The organism is Erythrobacter dokdonensis DSW-74 (genome assembly GCF_001677335.1).
GTDB classification, from domain to species: Bacteria; Pseudomonadota; Alphaproteobacteria; order Sphingomonadales; family Sphingomonadaceae; genus Erythrobacter; species Erythrobacter dokdonensis.
The window spans coordinates 70,026-93,302 of sequence record NZ_LZYB01000006.1 but is presented as its reverse complement, the minus strand read 5'-3'; the positions used below and the strand labels follow the sequence as shown (position 1 = coordinate 93,302).

The window sequence follows — 23,277 nt, the reverse complement described above, 5'->3', positions numbered from 1 at the left end:
CCGCAAGGGAGCACAAGACAGGCATGAGCACCGAAACCAAGACGGCGACCGCAACAGATTTCTCGCTTACCCCGCCCGATCCGGTGCCGCAGGTGGCGCCCGAACAGGCGGCGGGGCTGGTGCCGGTGACCGAGGAGCAGAAATCCAAGCTCGACGTGAAGGTTGATGCCTTCGTCAACGACCTAGTCTCGGCCGATGCCAATTCGCCCGAATTCGGCGAAAAGGTCGACCAGATCACGCGGATGGGCCAGGAACAGATCCGCGCCGCGGCGGCGATGTCGAACCGCTTTCTCGACCGTCCGGTGCGAGCGATGGATGCCGATGGCAGCGTGGGCAAGGATCTGGCCGAACTGCGCCGCACGGTCGAGGATCTCGATCCCGGCCGGCAGGGCAAGCTGTCGGGGCCACGCAAGATCCTCGGCATCATTCCCTTCGGCAACAAGATCAAGAACTACTTCGACAGCTACACATCCGCGCAGGGCCACATCGCAGCGATCCTCACCCGGCTGGAAAGCGGCAAGAAGGAGCTGCATCTCGATAACGCCGCCATCGATACCGAGCGCCAGAAGCTGTGGGCGGCGATGGGCGAGCTGGAGCAGATGATCCACATCGCCAAGACGCTCGACGAGCGGCTCGAGCAGAAGGCGCTCGAACTCGATTCGGTCGATCCGGCGAAGGCCAAGGCGCTGCGGGAGTCTGCGCTGTTCTACGTCCGCCAGCGCACGCAGGACCTGCTGACCCAGATGGCGGTGAGCGTGCAGGGCTACCTTGCGCTTGATCTGGTCAAGAAGAACAATGTCGAACTGGTGAAGGGTGTCGACCGCGCCAGCACCACGACGGTGGGCGCGCTGCGCACTGCCGTCACCGTCGCGCAGGCAATGACCAACCAGCGCCTCGTGCTCGGCCAGATTACCGCATTGAACAAGACCACCAGCGACATCATCGATTCGACCAGCACGCTGCTGCGCGAACAGACCGCGCAAATCCACGAGCAGGCGGCGTCGAGCACCATCCCGCTCGAAACGCTCCAGCGCGCCTTCCAGAACATCTACGACACGATGGACGAGGTGGACAATTTCAAGGTCCGCGCGCTCGAATCGATGAAGCAGACGGTCGGCGTGCTCACCGCCGAGGTCGAGAAGTCCAAGGGCTATATCGCCCGCGCCGAAGGCCAGGCGCAGGCCCAGGCCAAGGTCGCTGCCTCCGAGCCTTCGCTGCTGGCGCTGGATCGCTGATGCCCGACACGACCCGCGACAACGACCGCATCCTGCGCGAGGCGAAGACCAGTCTCGCCGTGCAGCGCGACGGCGGCACACACCGCGCCGCGCCAAGGGGCAGCATCGGCAAGGGCTCGGCGGATCTCAAGCGCCGGAACCTCGTCAAGCGGATGAAAGGTCTGGGCGTGACCTTGCTGGCGATTATCGCGACGGTGATTGCAGCGGGGATCATCATCGACGGCATCGGGTTTGCGGGTGTGATGATGGCGGCAGCCGCGGTGGTCGCGGCGGTTCTGTTCTTCGCTTTCGTGCCGCGGACAAGGACGCCCAAGCGCGCCGAACTCAAACAGGGCAACCCGCAGCAGATGGTCGCCCGCACCGAGCTGTGGCTGGAAGCGCAGCGCCCCGCCCTGCCCCCGCCCGCGCAGGCGATTGTCGACCGGCTGGGAGTGCAGCTCGATGCGCTCGGACTGCAATTGAAGGGCCTCGGCGACAACGAACCGGCGATGGCCGAGGTGCGCGAACTGGTCGGCGAATATCTGCCAGAGACGATCGACAACTACCGCAAGATCCCCGCCCACCTGCGTCAGGAACAGCACGCCGGAAAGAGCGCGGACGAACGCCTGACCGAAAGCCTCACCAAGCTTTCCGGCGAGGTCGACCGCGTCACCCGGCGGCTGGCCGAAGGCGCGCTCGACGATCTGGCGATCAAGAGCCGCTATCTCGAATACCGCTATGGCGGGGCGGAAGCGCTGGAAGATATGCGCGGATCCCCCGATACCGGCGTACCACTGCCCGATTTTTCGGCCGTGCCGGGCAAGCAGGAGCGTTGAGACGATGCGCGTGACCCTTCCCCATGATCTGCCCAAGGAAGAAGTCTGTCGCCGGATGCGCGCCCATGCCGACGAAATCGTCGGATTCTTCCCCCCCGGTCTCGCCAGCGTCACCACCGGCTGGCCCAGCGAGGACCGCATGAGCATCACCGCCGAGGTCATGGGCATGACGATCCCGGGCGGCGTCGATGTGGAAGATGACCGGGTGGTGATCGAGATGGACCTGCCGATGCTGCTGTCGGTGATGAAAGGCCCGCTCGAAGCGGCAGTAAAGAAGGAAGGCCGCCGCCTGCTGGCGCCCTGAGCGGCCAGCTATATGCAAATCTCGCAAGATTAATTGCTTCCTTCCATTTGATCTGGCACAATTATCCGCGAGGGAATCGTGCCTAACTTGCTTACCGCGGACGGCGGGCAAGTCAGACCGACAAATCTGCTCGTTTGAAGCAGGGAAGGTAAGGTCTCATGGCGAGGGGCAAGGACGAAACAGCTGCGGATGGCGATCTGCGCACCCGATTGCGCGCCGCGACCATGGCCGCACACGATCTGCTTGACCATTCGATGCAGGCAGCAAGCGGCTGGCAGAACCGCGATGATTATGCCCGCTTCCTCGAACTTCAGCACGCCGCCCGCGCGCCGCTGGAAGACTGGATCGAACATCACGCTCCGGCCGAACTGCGCCCCCCGCTGCAGACCCCGCTGATCGCGCGCGATCTTGCCGCGCTGGACCATGCCGTGCCCCCGCCTGCGCCGCTGTTCACCATGGGCAGAACCGCGACGGGCCATGCCTTGGGCGCGGCGTGGGTGCTGGCGGGTTCCGCGCTCGGTAACCGCAGCATTGCCGCGCAGGTCAAACGCATCGGCGGCGGCAAATGGCCGGTCGCCTTCCTTGGCGATGCGGCGATGCTCGGCTTCTGGCAACGCCTTCGCGAACGGATCGAACAGCAGGCGCAAGAGACCGAAGCGGCTGGCGCGACCTGTGCGGCAAGCGCCGTTTTCGCGCACTTTCTCGCCGTGGCGGAGGATGCCCGAACCGAAGGTGCGACACAGTGAACCTTCACCAACCCGAAGATGCGCTGACCGAGTGCGACCGCGAGCCGATCCATCACATCGCCGCGATCCAGAACTTTGGCGGCCTGATTGCGATCAACGCCGAGGGTGCGCTGGTTCATGCCTCTGCCAATGTCGCCGACATGCTCGGCCTTGCCGCGCAACCTGTTCCCGGAACGCCGCTGGCGGACATCCTGGCGTCTCCCGCACTGGCGCTGATCGAGACGGCGCTGGCCGATCTGACAAAGGCCGACGTGCCCGAACGCCGCTTCGGAGTCGATCTGGCGGGAACGGGCGCGCGCTTCGATTGCGCGGTGCATCGCAGCGGCGCCCTGTCGGTGATCGAATTCGAACCCCACGCCCGCAACGATTTCGCCGACCATGTCAGCATGATCGTGCCGGTCATCGCCCAGCTCGAGGCGATCGGCAATCCGAAGGAGCTGTGCGATACCGCCGCGCGGCTGGTGCGCCAGATGCTCGGCTATGACCGGGTGATGATCTACCGCTTCCATCCCGACGACAGCGGCGAGGTGGTCGCCGAAGAACGCGCCGAGGAGATGGAGCCCTATCTCGGCCTGCGCTATCCGGCAGCCGACATTCCCCGCCAGGCGCGCGAACTGTTCCGTCGCAACCGCTTCCGGGTAATCGCCGAAATGGACGCCGAAGCCGTGCCGATCGTCCCTGCGCTCGGCCCCGGCGATACCCCGCTCGATCTGTCGATGAGCATGCTGCGCGCCCATTCGAAGATGCACCTTGCCTACATGCAGAACATGGGCGTGGGCGCCTCGCTGGCGATCGCGATCGTGCGGCACGAGAAATTGTGGGGCATGATTTCGTGCCATCACCGCACGCCCCGCCTGCCTCCGTTTTCGCTGCGGACCGTCGCCGAATTGCTGAGCCAGACCTTCTCGCTGATGCTCGACCGGATCCTCGTGACCCAGTCCGAGGCTTTGCGCGAACGGGCACGCGAGCTCAATGACAGGCTGCTGTTGCGGCTGGCGGGCGGTCTGGCGCTGGCCGACAGCCTGCCGCTGATCGCGGAACTGCTGGGCGGCGCGGTGCCGCATGACGGCCTGTCGCTGCTGGTCGACGGCGAATATCGCGCCAGCGGTGCAGCACCTGACGAAGCTGCCTTCCGCACCATCGCCCCGCTACTGGCGGGTACGCTGGGCAGCGGCGTGCATGTCACCACCAGGCTGGCCGACGAGATCCACGAGGCGGGCGCCTTTGCCGATACCGCAACCGGCGCGCTGGTGCTGCCGCTTTCGCACGGCGGGCGCGATTGTCTGGTGCTGTGGCGCCGCCCGCTCGACCGCACGATCACCTGGGCTGGCGATCCGGCCAAGGCCAAGGCTCCGCAGGGCGAGATGCTCCAGCCGCGCGCCAGTTTTGCCGCCTGGACCGAAACCGTGCGCGGGCGCAGCGCCGAATGGGATGCGGAGCAATGCGAAATCGCGGCGCGTCTACGGCGCACCCTGATCGAGGTGGTGCTGCGGATGAACGAGGAGCTCGGCCGCGAGCGCGCCCGCATTGCCGAGCAGCAGGATCTCGTCATCGCCGAGCTCAATCACCGCGTGCGCAACATTCTCGGCCTGATCCGGGCGCTGGTGACCCAGTCGCAGGCCGAGGCGCTGAGCGTGCCGGGCTTTGCTGCCATTCTCGGCGGGCGGATCGCCGCGCTTGCCGCCGCGCACGAGAACCTCACGGCCAAGAACTGGGGTCCAGCCTCGCTCCGGCATCTGCTCGAGACCGAACTGGCGCCCTATTGCAGCGAGGATCGCGCAAGGTTCCGGCTGATCGGCGATGACGTGGCGCTCGGCCCCGAAGCCTATACGGTGCTGGCGCTGGTCGTGCACGAGTTGGCGACCAATTCGGCCAAGTACGGCAGCCTTTCGGCCCGTGCGGGCACGCTCGAGGTGCGGCTGGCGCGCACCGCTTTTGGCGATCTGGCGATCGCCTGGCGCGAGGCGGGTGGCCCCCCGGTCAGCGCACCAACGCGGGAGGGCTTCGGTTCGACCATCATCCGCCGCTCGATCCCGCATGATCTGGGCGGCGAGGCAGATATCCGCTTCCGCATTTCCGGACTGGAGGCCGATTTCCTCGTACCGCAGCGCCATCTCTCTGCGGCCGCACCTGCCAAACGACCGGCACCTGCTTCGGCCCCCGCCCCTGAACCTGCATCGGATCTTCCCGTCCTGCTCCCCGCCAGCGTGCTGGTGGTGGAGGACAGCATCATCATCGCGCTCGATATCGAAGAAAACCTCAAGCGGCTCGGGGTCGGCGAGGTGCGGGTCGAAAGCAGCGTTGCGGGAGCGCTCGCCGCGATTGCCGAAAGCCCGCCCGATTTCGCAATGATCGACTTCAATCTCGGCGGCGAATCCTCCGAGCCGATCGCCGCAGCCCTGCGCGCGGCGGGCGTGCGCTTTGCGCTGGCCACGGGCTATGCCGAGGGAGACGGGGCCTTCGAGCGGCTCGGCGCAGACACAGTGCTGCGCAAGCCCTATGGCCAGAGCGATATCGCCCGCGCGCTCGGCAGCGGCTAGGCCGCGCGCACCAGCAGGGTCACTTCGGCGCGGGCAAAATCGAGCGCTGCAAGACTGTCGGCGTAAAGGCAATCGCCCGCGCGCGCGCGGGCACTGCCATCGCGCGCGGTGATTTCGCCCGCCAGCGGCAGGGCAAGCAGCCCGCCCGGAAAGGCGGCGCACGTTGCAGCGCCGGGTTCGCCCTCGATCCGGTCCAACCGGAAGTATGGCCCGTCCACCAGCACCGGCCCGGCGGCGATGCTGCGTCGATGTTCAGCCCCGTAGGGCTTGCCCCGCGCCACCGCCAGGCCGCGCTCCAGATGCAGCTCGCGCGGCCGACCGTAGTCATAAAGGCGGAAGGTGGTGTCGCTGTTCTGCTGCACCTCGACCAGCGACAGGCCCGGCCCGATCGCGTGGACCGTACCGGCCGGCAGATAGAACAGATCGCCCGCACGCGCAGGGTGCCATGTCAGCAACTGTTCGATCGTTCCGTCCATCGCCGCGGCGGCGATTTCGGCGGCCTCGACCTCCCGCTCGAACCCGATTGCAAGCCGCGCATCGGGCTCGGCATCGAGCACCAGCCAGCATTCCTCCTTGCCCGCCTCGCCCGGCAGGGCCTCGGCATCGGAAGGATGCACCTGCACCGAAAGCTTTTCCGAGGTGAAAAGATACTTCACCAGCACCTGCGGCAGCTCGGGCGGGGGTTCGAACCAGATCTCGCCGATCCGCTCGTCCGCCGGGGCCACGAACGGCGCGGGCAGCTGCTCGCGGCCCCAGACCTTTCCGACCATCCGGGTCGGCAGCAGGCGCGCGCGCGTCACTGGTTGACTGCTCCGGGCAGCTTGCCAACGGCCTGCGCCCCGTCACGGGTGGTGACCAGAACTTCGCCACCGGAAACGATGATGCACACATCCTCCAGCCCCACAGCCGAGATGCGCGGGCCGTCGGTCAGCGCGAAGACGCCTTTGCAGCCGGCCAGATCGACTGGGCCGCCGCGCGCGATATTGCCTTCGGCGTCTGCCTGATCGGCCAGTGCATCGGCCAGCGCGGCCCAGTTGCCGATGTCGGACCAGCCCATGTCGGCCGGCACCATCGCCGCGCTGCGAGTGTTTTCCATCACCGCATAATCGATCGAATCCCCGGCAATCGCGGCAAAGGCTTCGGCCGCCGGGTGGAACCGCGTACCATCCTCCCGCCCTTCGGCCACGGCCTCGGCGACCAGGCGCGCCATTTCTGGGCGGTAGGCGGCGAGTTCATCGAGCAGATGGCCTGCACGGAAGGCGAAGATCCCGCCGTTCCAGCTGAAATTGCCGCTGGCAAGATAGTGCTGCGCTTTGGCGAGATCGGGCTTTTCGACGAAGCGGGCAATGGCAAACCCGCCCGCCAGCGGCGCGCCCCTTTCGATATAGCCATAGCCGGTCTCGGGCCGGTCAGGCGCGATGCCGAAGGAGACGAGATAGTCCTGCGCCGCCAGCGCGGCCCCGGCGAGCGCTGCGGCGCGGAAAGCAGCACTGTCGGCAATGTGATGATCGCTCGGACAGACCAGCATGACAGCGTCGCGCGGCAGCAGCGCCGCGGCGAGCGCGATCGCCGGCGCGGTATTCTTCGCCGCCGGCTCCACCACCAGCCGCGCTCCGGGCGTATCGCTCAGCTGGGCCGTGACAAGATCGGCATGGGCAGCGCCCGCCACCACCATCGGCGGAGCGAAGCGATCATCGCCGGCAACGCGGCGCACGGCCTGTTCGAACAGGGTTTCCTCGCTCACCAGCGGCAGGAACGGTTTGGGCAGGGCCTTGCGGCTGAGCGGCCAGAGCCGTGTGCCGCTGCCGCCGCACAGGATAACCGGGTGGATTTGCGTCACGCGTCTTGTCCCTTCTCGTGAAAGCGCGAGTTAGATCAAGTGGATGGGCGATGCCAGCGGGAATCCCTCCAGCGGTTCGGTATTGGCGCCGATCCGGTGCTTTCAGAACCACCGCTGGCGCCAGTAAAACGGGGCCGGCACCGGATTTCCTTCGCGATCGGTCGCAGGTCGGAAGCCAAGGCGGCTTTCGACCAGCGCGCAGGTGATGCGGTCGGCCTCGGGATCGGGACTGGGCCGGTAGATCGTGCAGTCGCGTGCGCGCCCGTCGATGCCGACGGTCACCCGCACGATCACCTCTGTGCCGCGCCGGGCGCTGCGTCCGCCCTCGGGAACGGGAAAATCCCGCGCGTTGTCAATGCTGCCCGAAACATGGACGGGTTTGGTCACCGCCACCCCGCCGCGCCCGCCCCCGCTATTGCCGCTGCCCGTGCCGAGCCCGCTCCCGGCAGCCCCCGTGCCTTCGCCCGCCTCGGTCGCGCCGGAGCGCGAGGCAGTACCGGTAGAGGAAGCGCGCGGACGCGGCGGCTCGTCGCGCAGATCGCGCGGAGACGGCGGACGGGTAACGGGTTCGGGCACCGCATCCTTGCCCGGATCGCCCTGCGCGCCCTCATCGGGCTCGGGCTGGTTCTCGGGCGGCGGCGGTGACGGCGGCGAGGTGATCGTGACGGTAAAGGCCGAGACCACCTGGTCCTGGACCGAAGCCGTAAGATCGGGCGCCAGCGCCCGCGCCAGACCATAGAGCGCTGCCATATGCAGCAACAGCAGCCCCGCGACCAGCGGCAGGCTGAGACGGCGCCGACGACGGAACTGGCTTTTCCCATTCATGCGGGTCTCGATGCCAATGGCGGTTACCTCCATTTCGGTCGAGGTTCTGCCGGAAACCTTTCACGAGTTCCTATAGCACAGCGGCGGATTTTGGCGATGGAGCGCTAAGGATCGATCGCGCGATGCACCATGTCGAAGGTGCCGGGCATGATGCACCGGACACCCGCAGCTCTCCCGCTGTTCGGGCCGGTGGCCCCGTGCTCGCGCGACTTGCGGGCCTTCGCATTGCGTCCGGGACGATTGGCCCTCGCACCCTCGCCGCGAGCTTGCTGGGCACGACGGGCTTTCTCGCGCTGGCCTGCCTCAGCCTGATACTGGCGCGCGCCGGCAGCGTGGTTGCGCCGGTCTGGCTGCCCAATGCCTTTGCCGTGGTGCTGCTGCTCAGGGCGCGTTTGGACAATGAATGGCTGTTCCTCGCGCTCGCCCTGCTTGCCAGCCTCGCCGCAAATGCGGTGGCGCGGCTGCCATGGGAAATGGCGCTTGTCTATGCTCTCGCCAATACGGTCGAGATAGCGGTTGTCACAGCGCTTGCGCGGCAGGCCGGCCGCGATACCTGCGACATGACCCGGCTCGGCGATCTGGCGCGTTTCGTCTGGGCGGGCGGACTGGTCGGTCCACTGGTCTCAGGGCTGATCGCCGCGCCGATGATGGGCCAGGATCTTGCCACGGTGCGCGATGGGGTGGTGACGTGGTTCCTGACCGACAGCATGGCAATGGTGCTGATCGTCCCGGCCGGACTGCTGCTGGTCGATCGGCTGCGCGACACCCTGCCACGCGCGCCGGCGCGTCCGCTGGAACGTTTCAGCCTGCTGCTTGGCGGCATCACCTGCGCGCTGCTGGTATTCAGCCAGACGCAATACCCGCTGATCTTCCTGATCCAGCCGATCACGCTGCTGCACGCCTTCCGGCTCGGCAGTCTCGGGACGGCGGTACATGTAACGGGCGTGGCGCTGGTGGCTGCCGTCATGAGCTGGACGGGCACAGGCCCGATCGCGGCGGCGTCGCTGGATACGACTGCGCAACTGCACCTGTTGCAGGCCTTCATCGCCGCCAATTTCCTCACCGGCCTGCCGGTCGCCGCGATCCTTGCAGGCCGCGACCGGATGATGGACGAACTCGCGGCAGGCAAGGCCCGCGTCGATCTGCTCGCAGACAACATCACCGATGCGGTGCTGCGCTACGATTTGGAGGGCGTGTGCACCTATGCCTCACCCTCGGTGCGCGAAGTGATGGGAGTGCCGCCGGAAACCTTCATCGGCCAGCCGGTGACCAGCCGGCTCCATCCGGATACGCGCGACCGCGCCCTACTGGCGCTCGGCCGCCTGCTTGACGGGACATCGGACAAGGAGCGGGTGACCTATCGCCGCTTTCGCGACAATCATGACGGCACCCCGGTATTTCTCGAGGCCGATTGCGCGATCATCCGCAATCCCGAAACGGGCGCACGCGAGGGTGTGGTGGTCGCCGCCCGCGACGTGACCGAGCGGGTCGAGCTGGAACTGCTGCTGACACGCGCGCGCCGCCATGCCGAGAACGCAGCGCACGCCAAGAGCGAGTTCCTCGCCAACATGAGCCACGAGATCCGCACGCCGATGAACGGCGTCCTCGGCTTTGCCGAACTGCTGCTGCGGGGAGAGCTTGATGCAGACCAGCGTCGCCATGCGGAGATGATCGTTCAATCGGGCCGATCGATGATGGTGCTCCTCAACGACGTGCTGGACCTGTCGAAGATCGAAAGCGGGCAATTCACCGTCGACCATGCGCCGGTCGATCTTCATGCAAACCTCGCCGAATGCGCCGCGCTGCACCGCCAGGCAGCTCAAAAGAAGAGCCTGCAGCTCGAATTCGCCTGCGATGGCGGCGACGGGACGGATTACCACTCCGATCACCGGCGCCACCCATGGATCGTGACCGATGGCCTGCGGCTGCGCCAGATCGTGCTCAACCTGCTCGGCAACGCGGTCAAGTTCACCGAGGCCGGCAGTATCCGGCTGACCTACATGGTCGGCGAACGCGACGTTCGGATCACCGTCGAAGACACCGGCATCGGTATCAGCGAGGCGCGGCTGGAAACGATCTTCCAGCCTTTCATCCAGGGGGAAAGCGATACGGCACGGCGGTTCGGCGGCACCGGGCTCGGCCTGTCGATCAGCCGCCAGCTTGCCGCGCTGCTGGGCGGGCGCATCGAGGTTGCGAGCACGCCAGATAAAGGCTCGCGCTTCACGCTGGTGCTGCCCGCAAGGCTGGCTCCGCCCGAAATGACGCAAGAGGAAAGCCCTACTGCCGAACCGGCCGATCTTCCCCGCGCCTCGCGCATCCTGCTGGTCGAGGATCACGACATCAACCGTGCGCTGGTCACCGAAATGCTCGAATATTGCGAGCAGCAGGTCGCGATCGCCCATGACGGCACCGAAGCGATCGCCATGGTAATCGACAGCATGATGCGCGGGCAGCCCTTTGATCTGGTGCTGATGGACGTGCAGATGCCGGGCTGTGACGGTTATGCCGCCACCCGCGCCATCCGGGCCGAGGGCATCGGGCCGGACGTGCTGCCGGTCATCGCGCTGACCGCCAATGCCTTCCCCGAAGATATCGCCGCGGCCCGCGCGGCCGGGATGCAGGCGCACCTGCCCAAACCGATCGCGCTGGCCCAGCTCGTGCGGGCGCTGCAGCGCTGGCTCCCGACCCGGATCGTGGAGATGCCCGACCGTGCTCCGGCAGTGCCTGCACAAGGACGCGTGGGCAAAGCGCCCTCGCCGCACGTCCGGGCTCGCTGGGAAAACCGGCGACGCGAAGCGGTCGAAGCGGTGCGGGCCGCGCTGCATGACGGAAGCTTCCCGCAAGCGGTTTCACCCGGATCAGGCGCGCAGCGATTGGCGGCGCTGCTGCACAAGCTCGCCGGAACCGCAGGGATGTTCGGGGAGGCAGCCCTCGGCGAAAGCGCGGCAGCGCTGGAACGGGCCCTGACAAGCGGGCAGGCCGCCGAGACCTGCATGATGCTGGCGCGCGAGATGCTGGCGCTGGCCGACCAGTCCGGCTTGGCAGACCTGCGCAAGGCCGGCGACGGCGCAGGCTGAAGGCCACTCCGCCGCGTCCCGCGCGTCCCCCCAAAAGCAAACGGCGGAGCCCGAAGGCCCCGCCGCTCACATGTCCTGACCAATCAGGCGGGCTTACGAATTAGAATTCGTAGCGCGCACCGACCTGGATCCGCCATGCCGACGGCCCGGGAGCGATGAAGTTCTGGTCGTCCGGCGCGAAGCCGGTGATGATGTAGCGACCCTGCGGATCCACACCGCCATCGACCACGTCGACGAATTCCGGACGGCGACGCAGCACGTTCCAGTCATTGTCGAGCAGGTTGAGGAAGTTCTGGAAGTCCGCGAACAGCGTCACACGGTCCTGCGTGATGCCGGTGAGCTTGCCGATGAACGGCAGTTCCTGGCTGAAACGCAGGTCGACATCGAAGTGCCAGTCCTGACGGCAGGTGTTACGCTCGATCGACTGGCCCGGCGTGAAACCGCAGTTCGTGCCGTTCACATAGTCGATCAGGTCGGCAACCGCTTGCGCGTTCGACGAGGGCGACACGTTCGGATCGCTCGGGCCGCTCGGGATGTAGAGCAGCGCGTTGTCCGAACCCGAAGCACCGTCGTTGAACACCCCGCCGCCATCGAAGGTCAGGCTGTAGGGCAGACCCGAACGGGCGCGGAAGAACAGGCCGATATTGGTATCGTACCCGTCGATGAATTCCTCGCGCAGGTTGAAGGTCGCCGTGATGTTGTGACGCACTTCGAAGTTCGAGGTCGAGACCGCCGGGTTCTGCCGGTCGAAGGCCGCGGTGATATCGTAGGACGAAGTCGCGGTCGACGAACCGTTGTTGCGGTTGTTGTTCGAGTCGGTCCAGGCGTAGCCGAGGTTCACGTTGAACGAGCCGCCCTGCGTGAAAAGACCGCCCTGGAACCGCTTCGACAGGATGATCGAGGCGACGTGGCTGTCATAGCTCGGCCCGTTGGTGAGCTGGATTTCGTCGTCACGACCGATGCGGTTGAAACACGCCGCGGTCACGTTCTGCCACACCGGCGGCGTGCCGCCCGAGTAGTCGAGCGTGGCGTTGCAGCCCACTGCGTCGGGATCGTTCGGGTCGATCGAGGCGTAGATCGGACGACCGTCCACCGTGAAGCCGTTGAGGCCACGGGTGATGTTCGGGGTCTGCGACAGATCGACGAAGTTCAGCGTGTCGTTGAACCGCGAGTAGATGTAGTCGAGGTTCAGCTTCCAGTTGCTGAAGAAGCCCGTCTCGGTGCCGATATTGGTGGCAAAGCCGATGTTCGCGCGCACCACGGTCGGCACGTCGAACTCGGGATCGGTCGACTGGGTATCGGCCAGACCGCCGGCGGCAAGTGCCGAACCGGCAGCGGTGATGCAGCTCGGGAAGCCGGTGAACCCGCCTGCGGCATTCAGCACCGTCGGACGGCCCGACACCGGATCGATCGGGATCTGGCCCGGAGCGCAATCATTCGAGGTGCCGAGGCCCGTCGAGAAGCCGTTGTTCGAGAAGGCGTTGGAGAAATACACCACCGGATCGCCGCCCGAGAACACGCCGACGCCGCCGGTCAGACGCGAATTCGAGAAGAACCCGTCATTGTCGAACTCGTAGGTCGCCGAAATACGCGGCAGGATCACCGGATCGAGACGGCTGAACGGGTTGGCGTTGCTGAAGCCGTAGCGGTCGAGGAACTGCGGGTTCGCCCGCGGCGCATCGCCATCATACAGCTGGACACGAATACCGGCGTTGATCGACAGCTGATCGGTCGCCTGCCATTCGTCCTGGGCGTAGAACGACCAGATCTGGCGGCTGAACAGCGCGGCGGCTTCGTTGATGTCACCGCTCGGCGTAGCGTTGATGTCACCGGCAATCGCGGCACCGCTGGCGATTTCGTCGTTGTTCGGGCCATCCTCGTCACCCGGCGAAAGCAGACCGTTGCGGAAATCGTCGAGGTTCGAGAAGTACAGCGAACCGGTCGCGTTGATCGCGAACAGGTTGAACACCTGCAGGTCGTTGAGTTCGGCACCGATCTTGAAGAAGTGGCCGCCGCCCGCATCGATGTTCATCTGGAAGCGGGCCTGGTCGATCTTGGTGTCGAGCTGGTTGGCCGAACGGAAGATGCCCGGGCCGGTCGACAGGTTGCCGTTGATGTCGTCCGGCGTGCCGAGGATGCCGTCCTGGCCGGGCTGCTGCACGCCGACCACGAGACGGGTGATCGGATTGGCGGACTGGGCTTCCCCGCCGCCGACCGGACCCTGGACGTCGCCGACTTCGGCGCGGCTGAGGCGCAGTTCGGTCGAAATCGATTCGTTCCATTCGGAATAGAGACGAACCGAGTAGTAGTCCGAGATCGTGCCTTCGTCCTCGAACGAGTTGAGGCCGGTCAGGTTGCTCGCGCCGCTGTCGCTTTCGACATTGGTTTCCTCGAGGCGCTGGTAGGTGGCTTCAAGACGGTGGCCTTCGGCGATCACGGCGTCGAGACGACCGAAATAGCGCACGGAGGCTTCGGGCAGGGCGCGCGGATAGCCGCCGGTGTCCTGGCCATAGACATCGCGGGCGATCTGCGAGAACTCGTCGAACTGGGCCTGGGTCACGAAGTTGGCTTCGTTGAGGAAGCCGCCGCCGGCCGGGCCGAATTCGTTGCCGTCGCCAAGATCGGTTTCTTCATAGCCGAAGCTGAAGAACAGGCGGTCCTTGATGATCGGGCCCGACAGGGTAGCACCCCAGCGCTTTTCCTGGCTGCCGGTGTCGAGATCGCCGACCATGCCGCCGTCGAAATAGGTGATGAAGGCAGAGCCGTGGAACTCGTTGCCGCCGCCCTTGGTGACGACGTTGACGAGACAGCCGGTGAATTCCGAATATTCGACGTCGAACGGCGCGAATTCGACCGAGACCTGGTCGACCACGTCGAACGGCAGCGGCAGTGCGTTGCGCGCGGCAAACGGCGTGCCGTTGAGGCCGAACGCGTCGGCCTGCACGATACCGTCAACGGTGAAGGTGTTCGAACGGTCATTGCCGCCGAGGCAGGAGATACGCTCCACGTCGTTCTGGTTGTCGAGCGCAACGCGCGGGTCGATGCGGATGATGTCGCGGATGTCGCGGGTGATCGACGGGAAGGATTCGAGCTCTTCCGCACCGAAGGCGCTGCCCGGACCGACCGCGACCTGGCTGACGCGGGCGCGGGCGCCGGTCACGATGATGGTGTTGTCGGCGCCGCCGGCAGCGGTGGAGGCCAGCGAGAAGCTGAACGCTGCAGGACGGCCGGTGATGGCGGAGAAGCGCTCCACCGTCTGGCCTTCATAGCCGGCGGCAGTCACGGTGATCGAGTAGCTGCCCGGCTGCAGGGCAATGATGCGAAAGCCGCCATCCGAACCGGTGGTGGTGGTGCGGGTCGCATTATTGGCGGTGTTGGTCACGGTCACGACCGCGCCGGCAATCGCTTCGCCGTTCTCGTCGGTGACCTGACCCTCGACGCCCGAGGTGATCTGCTGGGCCGCGGCCGGAGCGACGAAGGTGGTGGTGGCGGCAAGGCTGACGACGCTTGCTGCGAGAAGATACTTAAGCTTCATTGAAGTAGCCCCTGGTGACGGTGGAGAGAGAGGTGTTACCGGGCCCCCCTAGGCCCGCGTGACTTCGGAAAAGCGACGGTTCTGTGACAATTTGATGAAACCGCGTGAGCCCATAACGCGATTCCGCGGAAAACGTGACGCCAGGCACACAGAATCAAGCGGATTCGCGCGAGTCTTTGCCCAGGTGTTGCATCTGCGCAACGAATGGAGGTTTTTTTGGCGGCGCCCCTGTCCGGTGCCGCGCCACGGTCAGGCGAGATTGATCTCGCGCAGGCGCTGCATGAGGAAATCGTGCGCGCTGATCGGTTCGGGCGGCGGTGCCGCGTCATCGGCAGAGACGCATTCGGGCAGCGGCTCGATCAGGAAATCGGGCCGGAAATGGAGGAAGAACGGCATCGAATAGCGCGAACGCCGGGCCGCTTCCCCCCGCGGGTTGACGACCCGGTGCGTGGTGGAGCGCAGCCGCCCGTTGGTCTGGCGTTCGAGCATGTCCCCGACATTGATGACCAGCGCGCCCTTGGTCGCCGGGATCGGCAGCCATTCGCCCTGCTTCGTCAGCAGTTCGAGGCCCGCCTCCTCGGCTCCCAGCAGGAGGGTAATGGTGTTGATGTCGCCATGCGCCGCGGCACGGATCGCACCTTCGGGCGCATCCGGCCCGAGCGGCGGATAGTGGAGCAGGCGCATCACCGAATTGCCGTCCTCCACGCTTGCGGCGAAGAAATCGCGCGGACGGCCAAGATGCAGCGCGATCGCCTCGAGCACCCGGCCCCCGGCGGTCTCGAAGGCGGAGAACAGCGCGCTCATGGTCTCGCGGAAGCCCTCGACCTCGGCGGGCCAGATATTGGGGGCCATGAATTCGGCGAGAGGATGACCGGCAGGCAAATCGCGGCCGACGTGCCAGAATTCCTTGAGGTCGAAGACAGCAGCGTCCTTGGCCTTCTCGGTGCCGAACGGGGTATATCCGCGCGCACCGCCGCCGCCTTCGATCTTGTAGGCGCGCTTGACGCTGTCAGGCAGCGCGAAGAACGCCTTGGAGACGGCTTCGGCTTCGTCGATGAGCTCCTGCGGAATGCCGTGATCGCGCACCACGGCAAAGCCGTACTCGGCAAAGCTGCGCCCGAGTTCGTCGGCAATGGTCTCGAGCGGCTGGGCGAGTGAAACAGAAGCAATGTCAGTCATGCCCGTGCCCTTACACCCGGGTGCGCCGCACTGCCAAGCGTTTCCCTAGAGCGGCAGGAACAGGCTCGCCAGTGCCGCGCTCATCAGGTTGGCGAGGCTTCCGGCGGCGAGCGCCTTCAGCCCCAGCCGCGCAATCACCGGGCGCTGGTTGGGGGCCAGACCGCCAGTCACCGCCATCTGGATCGCGATCGATGAGAAATTGGCAAAGCCGCACAAAGCAAAGGTGATGATCGCGCGGCTGCGTTCGGTCAGCTGGCCATCGGTCATCGCGCCCAGATCGATGAAGGCGACGAATTCGTTCAAAACGATCTTGGTGCCGAACAGCCCGCCCGCGATCTGCGCCTGCTCCCAGTCGGCGATACCGATCAGGAACATCACCGGCGCAAACACGTAACCCAGCAGCTTCTGGAAGCTCAGGGTTTCAAGCCAGGCCGCGCTCTCCGCTCCGAGCGGCGCGCCCGCCCCGGCGGCCAGCGCGACAATCCCCGATCCGACCCCGCTCAGCATCCCGTTGGCAAGCGCCACCAGCGCGACGAAGACCATCACCATGGCGCCCACGGCGACAGCCAGCTTCACTCCCGTCTGGGTGCCCTGCGCCGCCGCCTCGATGATGTTGGCCGGGCGCTGACCTTCCTCGAAGGTTTCGGCCGCAGTCACTTCCCCGGCCTTGCCGCTTTCGGTGATCGAGGCCGGGCCGACCGAACTTATGCGTGCCTGGGGAAGTTCGATTTCCTGCCCGTTCTCGTCATACATGACCACGCGGGTCGCCTCGGCCACCGCATTGGCCTTGCCGCGCGCACGCGCCACCGCGGCGGTGGCAACCGCATCGTCACGGGCGTCGGCATCGCCGGGCTCGTCGGGCATGATGATCTTGGCCATCAGGATGCCGCCGGGAGCCGACATGAAGGCCGCCGCCAGCAGGAAGGGCACGGCCTCGGCCCCGATGAAGCTCGCATAGGCGGCAAGGATCGTGCCCGCGACACCCGCCATGCCCACGGCCATCAGCGTGAACAGCCGGGCAGGCGGCAGCGCGGCAAGATAGGGACGCACCACCAGCGGGCTTTCCGACTGGCCGACGAAGATGTTAGCGGCCGCGCCCAGCGCCTCGACCTTGCTGATGCCCGTCACCCAGCCGATCGCCCCGCCGACCCAGCGCACAAGCCGCTGCATGATGCCGAGATGATAGAGGATCGAGACAATCGCGGCGAAGAACACGATCACCGGCAGCGCGGCGATGACGAAAGTGTTGGCGAAGGGATTGCTGTCCATCGGGCCGAACACCGAGGTGATCCCGACCTTGGAGAAATCGAGGAGCGCTATCACCCCGTTCGACAATCCGCCGATCACCGCCACGCCGATGTCGGTGCGCAGCACGATGAGCGCGGTGAAGGCCTGGAGCGCAAAGGCCGAGCCGACCACCCTGAGGTTGATCCGGCGCCGGGCCGAAGACAGCGCCAAGGCGATTGCCAGAATGGCGAGAACCCCTGCAAGACTGAGCAGGATGGACGTGATACTCTCGTTCACGGCAGCGAATGGCCCCTTGTTTGCCCGGAAGCGATGTGATCCTAGAAGGCACAGGCGCAGCGCCGCGCTGCGCGTGATTGTGCGAGGGCGTGGCAGCTTGCGCGCCCAGTTGCAAGCCGCGATGCGACATTATGGTGACATCGCTGCGGGCGGCGCTTTTCTTTTGGCTGCGCGCTGGCTAGGCCGGACAACAATGAGCGACACCGAGCCCGCGTCCCCCGCCCCTGCCCCGCACCCAGCCCCGACCATGCCCCTGGGCCTGTTCGTCTTCACCCTGCTATACGGCGGGATGACGGTGCTGGCGGGCGTTCTGGCTTTCAAGCAGGTGCAGCTGTGGCCGACCGATCTCGCGGTGGAGAGCGGGATTTTCGCCTTCCTGCTGCTGGTGGTGATCTCGAGCACAATCTCGCAGCTTTACGGTCGTGCGCTTGCCCAGCGGATCGTGTGGTGGGGGTTCCTGCCGCTCGGCCTCTCGGCCCTGCTGATGCAGCTGGTGCTGGCGCTTCCGGCCTCCTCGGAGATGATCGCCTTCCGGCCCGATGATCTCGCCGCATTCGAGCAGGTACACCGCTCGACCTGGCGGGTGTGGCTGGCAGGGCCGGCGGCCTACATCACCTCGCTGTTGCTCAACATCTGGATCTTCGACCGGTTGCGCGGTGCAGGCCAGGACAGCACGATCGGCCTGATGCTGCGCGGCGCGGTCGCCTCGGCGCTGTCGCAGGCGCTTGATTCGGTGATCTTCGTGACCCTCGCCTTCTATGGCGAGTTCGACATAACCGACCTGCTGATCGGCCAGGTGCTGGCCAAAGTGGTACTAAGCCTGGTGCTGGTGCCCTTCCTCATCACCTTCGGGGTGCGCGCGGCGCGCTCGCTTGACCGGCGGAGCGGCGATTCCGCGCTTTGAGCGCGTCTGAGGCTCGGCTATTCTCCCGGCCGAACGGAGCGGGAGGATATTTCATGCAGAGCAAGTTCATCATTGTCCTTGCGGGCGCTGTGGCGCTGGCGGGATGCAACGAGAGCGTCGGGGGCGTGGGTTCCAGCACCTTTTACGACTGCGGCAGCGGCACGCGGCTGAAGGTCGACAATCTCGATGACAACCGGATCATGGTGCAGATGAATGACGACCAGCCGGTGACCCTGGCCGGCGAGCCGTCCGCCTCGGGCGCCAAGTTCATGAGCGCGACCCACCAGTTCTGGAGCAAGGGTAACGAGGCAACCTGGACCGTGGGCCGGATGGTGCCGATGACCTGCAACAAGGTGATGCTGCCGCGCGGAATGTGAGGCGCGGCCCCATTCCGGAAGATTCTGCCGGAGTGCCGATCGGTCCCCCGGCGACCGCGAAGGCGCAAAGATCCTCAAGCAGCGAAGCGGTAGGAGGCAAGAATGGTGAGCCCGACAGGATTCGAACCTGTGACCCGCTGATTAAAAGTCAGCTGCTCTACCTACTGAGCTACGGGCCCACGCGCTCCGGCGATGGGCCGGGAGCGAGCGCTCACCTAGGCAGGGGGCGGCAGCGGGTCAAGCGGGCATGAGCTTGCGCGATGGTCAATCCGCTTTCCGGATCGCGCCAGGCGGGCGCAATCGCAAGCGCGGGGGCCAGCACGAAGGCGCGGCGGCGGAACTCGGGGTGCGGGATGACGAGCCCTGTGGAACGCGAACCCGAACGCCATGCGCCGCCGCTCCACAGGATAATGTCGCAATCGAGCACCCGGTCGCCCCAGCGCTGGCCCCGACGGCGGCCATATTCGCGCTCGGTGCGCTTGAGCGCGGCCAGCAGGGCTGGCGGAGAAAGCTCGCTGTCCAGCACCAGCGCGGCATTGGCAAAGCGGCGCTGCGCGGCTCCCATCGCGGCACTGGCGATGACCGGCGAGCGCGCCAGCACGGTACCGAAGGCGGCAAGCTCTTCCATTGCCGCGCGCACCACGCCTTCGGGCGCGCCGTAGAGCGCGTGCCGCCGGTTACTGCCGAGCGCGACCAGGTAGAGGCTGCTCAAATGTCTTCCGCGATGCGGCCGTAGAGCTGCGGGCGGCGGTCGCGGAAGAAGCCCATTCCCGCCCGGTGCATCGCCGCGCGCGCGAGATCGAGCCGCGCGACAAGCACGCCGGTCTCGGCCGCGCCATAATCGGCCACGAAGTCCCCCCATTCGTCGGTAATGAAGGAATGGCCGTAGAAACGCTGCGCCGCGGAGTCCGGGCCTTCGGTCCCGATGCGGTTGGCGGCGACCACCGGCATGCAGTTCGACACGCTGTGGCCGATCATCGCGCGCCGCCACATGCGGCTGGTGTCGAGGGTCGCGTCATAGGGTTCGGAGCCGATCGCGGTCGGATACATCAGCAGTTCGGCCCCCATCAGCGCCATCACCCGCGCGCATTCGGGGTACCACTGGTCCCAGCAGATGCCGACGCCGACGCGCACGATCGCCCCGCCCTCTCCGGCCACGTCCCACACCTTGAAGCCGTCATTGCCGGGGCGGAAATAGTATTTTTCCTCATAGCCCGGCCCGTCGGGAATGTGGCTCTTGCGGTACGTGCCCATGATCTCGCCATCGGGCCCGATCATCGCGAGGGTGTTGTAATAGTGATGCCCGTCCCGCTCGAAGAAGCTGGTGGGGATCGTCACCTTGAGCCTGGCGGCAAGCGCCTGCATGGCGATGACGCCGGGGTGCTCAGGCGTAGGGCGCGCGAGCGCGAACAGCGCCTCGTCCTCCTCGCGGCAGAAATAGGGGCCGGAGAACAGTTCCGGCGGCAGGATCAGCTGCGCGCCTTGTGCAGCAGCTTCTTCCACCAGCGCGCTCACAGCGGCGATGTTGGCAGCTTCGTCCTGCGATCCTAGGGCGAGTTGAAGGGCGGCGACGGTGATTGCAGTCATGCCGCCGCCCTTAACCCATCACTTCGCTTTCTTGAACAAGAGAGTCATGCGGTCGCTTTCGCCCTTGTCCTTCAGATCATCGCGCTTGGTGGCGAGCGTCGGGGGCATTTCCCACACGCCCTGCGGGTGATCGGCGGTGTCCATCGGGTTGGCGTTGATATCGCTGCGGGCCACCAGTTCGAAGCCCTGCAGGCGCATGAAATCGATCATGTCCGCCTCGCGCAGATAGCCCCTGGAGCCATTGGCATAGGACCACGGCGCGCTGGCGCGGGCGCGGTGCTGGATAATGCCGATCAGCCCGTCGTCCTTGAGCAATTCGCGCATCGCGCGGATCTCGGTATCGGCGGTGCCGGCACGGGTCGGACTGTGCAGCGCGCGGATCACGAGGATGCGGTCGAAGGTGCCCTTCTGGTCGTCAGGGATGGCATCAAGCGTGATGCTGGCGAATTTCTCTGCCGGAAGGCCGGTGTAGCCCGCGACCTCGGCGGGGAAGCCTGCCGCCATGTCGCGCATGCGCTGCTGGCGGGCGGGGTCCGAAGTTGCCGTCAGCGGGTTGGCATAAAGGCCGACAAGCTGCCCCTCGCCGCCCAGATAATGGCCGAGCAGGCGCGAATACCAGCCGCCGCCGGGGGCATATTCGCCCACCTTCATGTGCGGGCCGACATGGAAGAAGGCGAGCACTTCGGCCGGATGGCGATGCGTGTCGCGCTTGGCATCTTCGGCGCGGGTCGGATGGTTGATCGCGGCCGACACCTGTTCGCCGTGCATCCTCATGAAGGCGGCCGTATCGCGGATATGGTCATCGCCGTGTTCGCCGTGGCCTGCGTGCATGTGCGCCATCAGCGGGGCGGCAAGGACAAGACCGCCTGCGGCGGCAGCAAGGATCAGTTTCTTCACTTCCAATCTCTCCCTTGAGGATATCGGACGGGCGTTGATACGCGCGTCTGGCAAATCCGGTTTCGCGGACTATGTCTGGCATAAACCAGCGGAGAATTCGAGTGAGCAATATGGAAACGGCAATTGTTGCAGGCGGCTGCTTCTGGTGCACCGAGGCGGTGTTCCGCGATGTGGTGGGCGTGAGCGCGGTGGAGAGCGGCTATATCGGAGGCACCAAGGCGAATCCCACCTACAAGGAAGTGTGCACCGGCACGACCGGCCATGCCGAGGGCATCCGCGTCACCTTCGACACCGATGTCATCAGCCTTGCGGAAATCTATGACGTGTTCCTCGGCACGCACGACCCGACGCAGCTGAACCGGCAGGGCAACGATATCGGCACGCAGTACCGCAGCGCGATCTTCCCGCTGTCGGCAGAGCAGGGCGAGGAAGCCAAGGCCGCGATCGGGCGCTGGAACGCCGAGAACGGCAGACAAGCAGTGACCACCATCGAGGGCCTTTCGGGCGAGGAGCAGACCGCCGAATGGTATCCGGCCGAGGACTATCATCAGGAATACTGGGACGGCGAAGGCCAGCGCAATCCCTATTGCCTCGCGGTGATCCCGCCCAAGCTGATGAAGCTGAGAAAGTCGTTCCAGAAATATGTGAAGTGACCAGGCGCCGGGTCAGAGCAGGAAATAGGCCGCCGCAAGGCTCGTCATCACGATGATGGCCGCGATATTGAGACCCCGCATGGCCCGGCTTGGCCGACTGCCTTCCGGCATGTCACAGCGCGTCACCACGAGGTGATTGAGGACCGCGATGACCGGCGCTGCCACAAAGGCCGCGCTGGTCGCAAGGTCGAGCAAGGCGGTGAAGGTGCTGGTGAAGAGGTAGAGCACGGCCGCCGTCGCGACGACCATCGCCGGGATCGTGATCCGGTAGGCCCGCTGGAACACCGCCTCGCTTTGCTGCCCGGTGATCTCCTGCCAGGTCGAGGCCGCATTGCGGCCGCCGATATCGAGAGCCGCCAGAACGGTCGTTGCCATCACCGAAAGCGCGGCAATCGCGGCCAGAACCGCCGCGCCCGGGCCCAGCGTTTCGCTGTAAAGCGAAATGATCTGCTGCGCGAAACCGGGGGCGCTCGTTTCCGGGGCAATCTGGCGCGCGTGCATCACGCCGGCGCCGATGATGCAGAAACACAGGGCCAGAAACGCGGTCAGCAGATAGCCCGCAAGAAAGGTCAGCCGGGCATCGCGCAGGGATACCTCGGCCTTGCCCTGTCCGCGCTCGGCCTCGGCCGTCCACATCGATAGCGTGACCGACACATCGAGCGGGTTCGGCATGAAACCCGCCAGTGCGACAATGAACAGGATCGCCCGCGGGTCGCTCGCCCAGCCCAGCTCGCCCAGTGTCCCCCATTCCACCCGCGGCAGAACCAGCGCGGTCACGATCAGCGTCGATACCACGAGAAAGGCGACCAGCACCCGGTTGACGACATCCAGCCAGTCATAACCACCCGACAAAAGCAGGGCTGTCGCAAGCACCAGGATGATCAGGCCAAGGGCGGGAACCGGCACGGTCAGGCCGAAGACCGCGACCACGATCCCCGCCGTCGCCGAAGCGAGCGCGGCGTAGATGACCGGGAAGACGGCCAGCGAAATCGTCGCGAAAAGCAGCGGCGCCCACCGGCCAAGCTCGCGATAACCGGCCAGCAGTGACCGGCGCGTGGCATGTCCGTAATCCACCCCGAAGCGGAACGCGGGATATTTCAGCACGCAGATCAGCACGATGACGATCAGCAGGCCGAGCCCGTAGAGCGCGCCGGCACGAGTCGCCTGCACAAGATGCGAGGTGCCGATCGCCGCCCCCGAAAACAGCAAGGCCGGACCGATAACGCGCCACATCATGAA

General features: G+C 66.0%; 19 protein-coding genes and 1 tRNA gene. 9 read left to right on the top strand and 11 right to left on the bottom strand.

Annotated elements, in window-relative coordinates; all coding sequences use genetic code 11:
- The first annotated feature begins 23 nt into the window (after positions 1–23).
- The 5 genes from I603_RS11090 to I603_RS11070 all read left to right on the top strand — a co-directional run bounded on the left by I603_RS11090 (position 24) and on the right by I603_RS11070 (position 5,640).
- A complete protein-coding gene (locus I603_RS11090) occupies positions 24–1,235 on the top strand; it encodes a toxic anion resistance protein (RefSeq protein ID WP_068865060.1) in 1,212 nt (403 codons plus the stop codon).
- Positions 1,235–2,050 carry a hypothetical protein gene (locus tag I603_RS11085; RefSeq protein ID WP_068865058.1) on the top strand — a complete coding sequence of 272 codons (816 nt, stop codon included), beginning with the start codon at positions 1,235–1,237 and terminating at the stop codon, positions 2,048–2,050. Before I603_RS11090 ends, I603_RS11085 begins: the two co-directional genes overlap by 1 nt.
- A gap of 4 nt (positions 2,051–2,054) precedes the next feature.
- The gene (locus I603_RS11080; RefSeq protein ID WP_068865056.1) at positions 2,055–2,354 is read left to right on the top strand and encodes a polyhydroxyalkanoic acid system family protein; all 300 of its coding nucleotides are present in this window, start codon (positions 2,055–2,057) and stop codon (positions 2,352–2,354) included.
- A gap of 158 nt (positions 2,355–2,512) precedes the next feature.
- Positions 2,513–3,100: a biliverdin-producing heme oxygenase gene (locus I603_RS11075; RefSeq protein ID WP_084440066.1), complete on the top strand. Its 588-nt coding sequence runs from the start codon at positions 2,513–2,515 to the stop codon at positions 3,098–3,100.
- Positions 3,097–5,640 carry an HWE histidine kinase domain-containing protein gene (locus I603_RS11070; protein ID WP_068865054.1) on the top strand — a complete coding sequence of 848 codons (2,544 nt, stop codon included), beginning with the start codon at positions 3,097–3,099 and terminating at the stop codon, positions 5,638–5,640. The genes I603_RS11075 and I603_RS11070 overlap by 4 nt, the downstream gene beginning before the upstream one ends.
- Here the strand turns inward: I603_RS11070 and I603_RS11065 are convergent.
- From I603_RS11065 to I603_RS11055, 3 genes are all read right to left on the bottom strand, one after another.
- Positions 5,637–6,410 (bottom strand): class I mannose-6-phosphate isomerase, encoded by a 774-nt coding sequence (locus I603_RS11065; protein ID WP_068865455.1) that lies wholly within the window; start codon positions 6,408–6,410, stop codon positions 5,637–5,639. The two genes, I603_RS11070 and I603_RS11065, sit on opposite strands and share 4 nt — an antisense overlap.
- Before the next feature lie 26 nt (positions 6,411–6,436).
- The gene (locus tag I603_RS11060) at positions 6,437–7,480 is read right to left on the bottom strand and encodes a mannose-1-phosphate guanylyltransferase (protein WP_068865052.1); all 1,044 of its coding nucleotides are present in this window, start codon (positions 7,478–7,480) and stop codon (positions 6,437–6,439) included.
- Between the two features lie 102 nt (positions 7,481–7,582).
- A complete protein-coding gene (locus tag I603_RS11055; protein ID WP_068865453.1) occupies positions 7,583–8,305 on the bottom strand; it encodes an energy transducer TonB in 723 nt (240 codons plus the stop codon).
- 122 nt (positions 8,306–8,427) lie between these two features.
- Between I603_RS11055 and I603_RS11050 the strand changes: the two genes are divergently transcribed.
- Positions 8,428–11,382 carry an ATP-binding protein gene (locus I603_RS11050; protein WP_068865050.1) on the top strand — a complete coding sequence of 985 codons (2,955 nt, stop codon included), beginning with the start codon at positions 8,428–8,430 and terminating at the stop codon, positions 11,380–11,382.
- A 100-nt stretch (positions 11,383–11,482) separates the two neighbouring features.
- Here the strand turns inward: I603_RS11050 and I603_RS11045 are convergent, their stop codons facing one another.
- The 3 genes from I603_RS11045 to I603_RS11035 all read right to left on the bottom strand — a co-directional run bounded on the left by I603_RS11045 (position 11,483) and on the right by I603_RS11035 (position 17,620).
- A complete protein-coding gene (locus tag I603_RS11045) occupies positions 11,483–14,917 on the bottom strand; it encodes a TonB-dependent receptor (protein ID WP_068865048.1) in 3,435 nt (1,144 codons plus the stop codon).
- 249 nt (positions 14,918–15,166) lie between these two features.
- Complete coding sequence (locus I603_RS11040) at positions 15,167–16,096, bottom strand: isopenicillin N synthase family dioxygenase (protein WP_068865046.1); 930 nt, start codon at positions 16,094–16,096, stop codon at positions 15,167–15,169.
- Positions 16,097–16,141: 45 nt separating this feature from the next.
- Positions 16,142–17,620, bottom strand: a complete 1,479-nt coding sequence (locus I603_RS11035; protein WP_084440065.1) for a NupC/NupG family nucleoside CNT transporter — start codon at positions 17,618–17,620, stop codon at positions 16,142–16,144.
- Between the two features lie 193 nt (positions 17,621–17,813).
- Here I603_RS11035 and I603_RS11030 point away from each other — a divergent pair, with 193 nt between their 5' ends.
- Together I603_RS11030 and I603_RS11025 are read left to right on the top strand one after the other, a co-directional pair.
- Entirely contained in the window at positions 17,814–18,524 is a 711-nt protein-coding gene (locus I603_RS11030; protein ID WP_068865043.1) for a queuosine precursor transporter, read from the top strand.
- 53 nt (positions 18,525–18,577) lie between these two features.
- On the top strand, positions 18,578–18,901 hold the full coding sequence (locus I603_RS11025) for an MliC family protein (RefSeq protein ID WP_068865041.1): 324 nt from the start codon (positions 18,578–18,580) through the stop codon (positions 18,899–18,901).
- A gap of 103 nt (positions 18,902–19,004) precedes the next feature.
- On the opposite strand, the gene I603_RS11020 is transcribed toward I603_RS11025, so the two are convergent.
- From I603_RS11020 to I603_RS11005, 4 genes are all read right to left on the bottom strand, one after another.
- Positions 19,005–19,080 (bottom strand) — tRNA-Lys (locus I603_RS11020).
- A 32-nt stretch (positions 19,081–19,112) separates the two neighbouring features.
- Entirely contained in the window at positions 19,113–19,613 is a 501-nt protein-coding gene (gene folK / locus I603_RS11015; protein WP_068865039.1) for a 2-amino-4-hydroxy-6-hydroxymethyldihydropteridine diphosphokinase, read from the bottom strand.
- Entirely contained in the window at positions 19,610–20,488 is an 879-nt protein-coding gene (gene aguB / locus I603_RS11010) for an N-carbamoylputrescine amidase (RefSeq protein WP_068865037.1), read from the bottom strand. Before aguB ends, folK begins: the two co-directional genes overlap by 4 nt.
- An 18-nt stretch (positions 20,489–20,506) precedes the next feature.
- On the bottom strand, positions 20,507–21,385 hold the full coding sequence (locus I603_RS11005; RefSeq protein ID WP_068865035.1) for a class I SAM-dependent methyltransferase: 879 nt from the start codon (positions 21,383–21,385) through the stop codon (positions 20,507–20,509).
- A 110-nt stretch (positions 21,386–21,495) separates the two neighbouring features.
- Here I603_RS11005 and msrA point away from each other — a divergent pair, with 110 nt between their 5' ends.
- A complete protein-coding gene (gene msrA / locus I603_RS11000) occupies positions 21,496–22,038 on the top strand; it encodes a peptide-methionine (S)-S-oxide reductase MsrA (protein ID WP_068865033.1) in 543 nt (180 codons plus the stop codon).
- Between the two features lie 12 nt (positions 22,039–22,050).
- Here msrA and I603_RS10995 read toward each other — a convergent pair whose 3' ends face one another.
- The gene (locus I603_RS10995) at positions 22,051–23,274 is read right to left on the bottom strand and encodes an NRAMP family divalent metal transporter (protein ID WP_068865030.1); all 1,224 of its coding nucleotides are present in this window, start codon (positions 23,272–23,274) and stop codon (positions 22,051–22,053) included.
- Positions 23,275–23,277 lie beyond the last annotated feature (3 nt).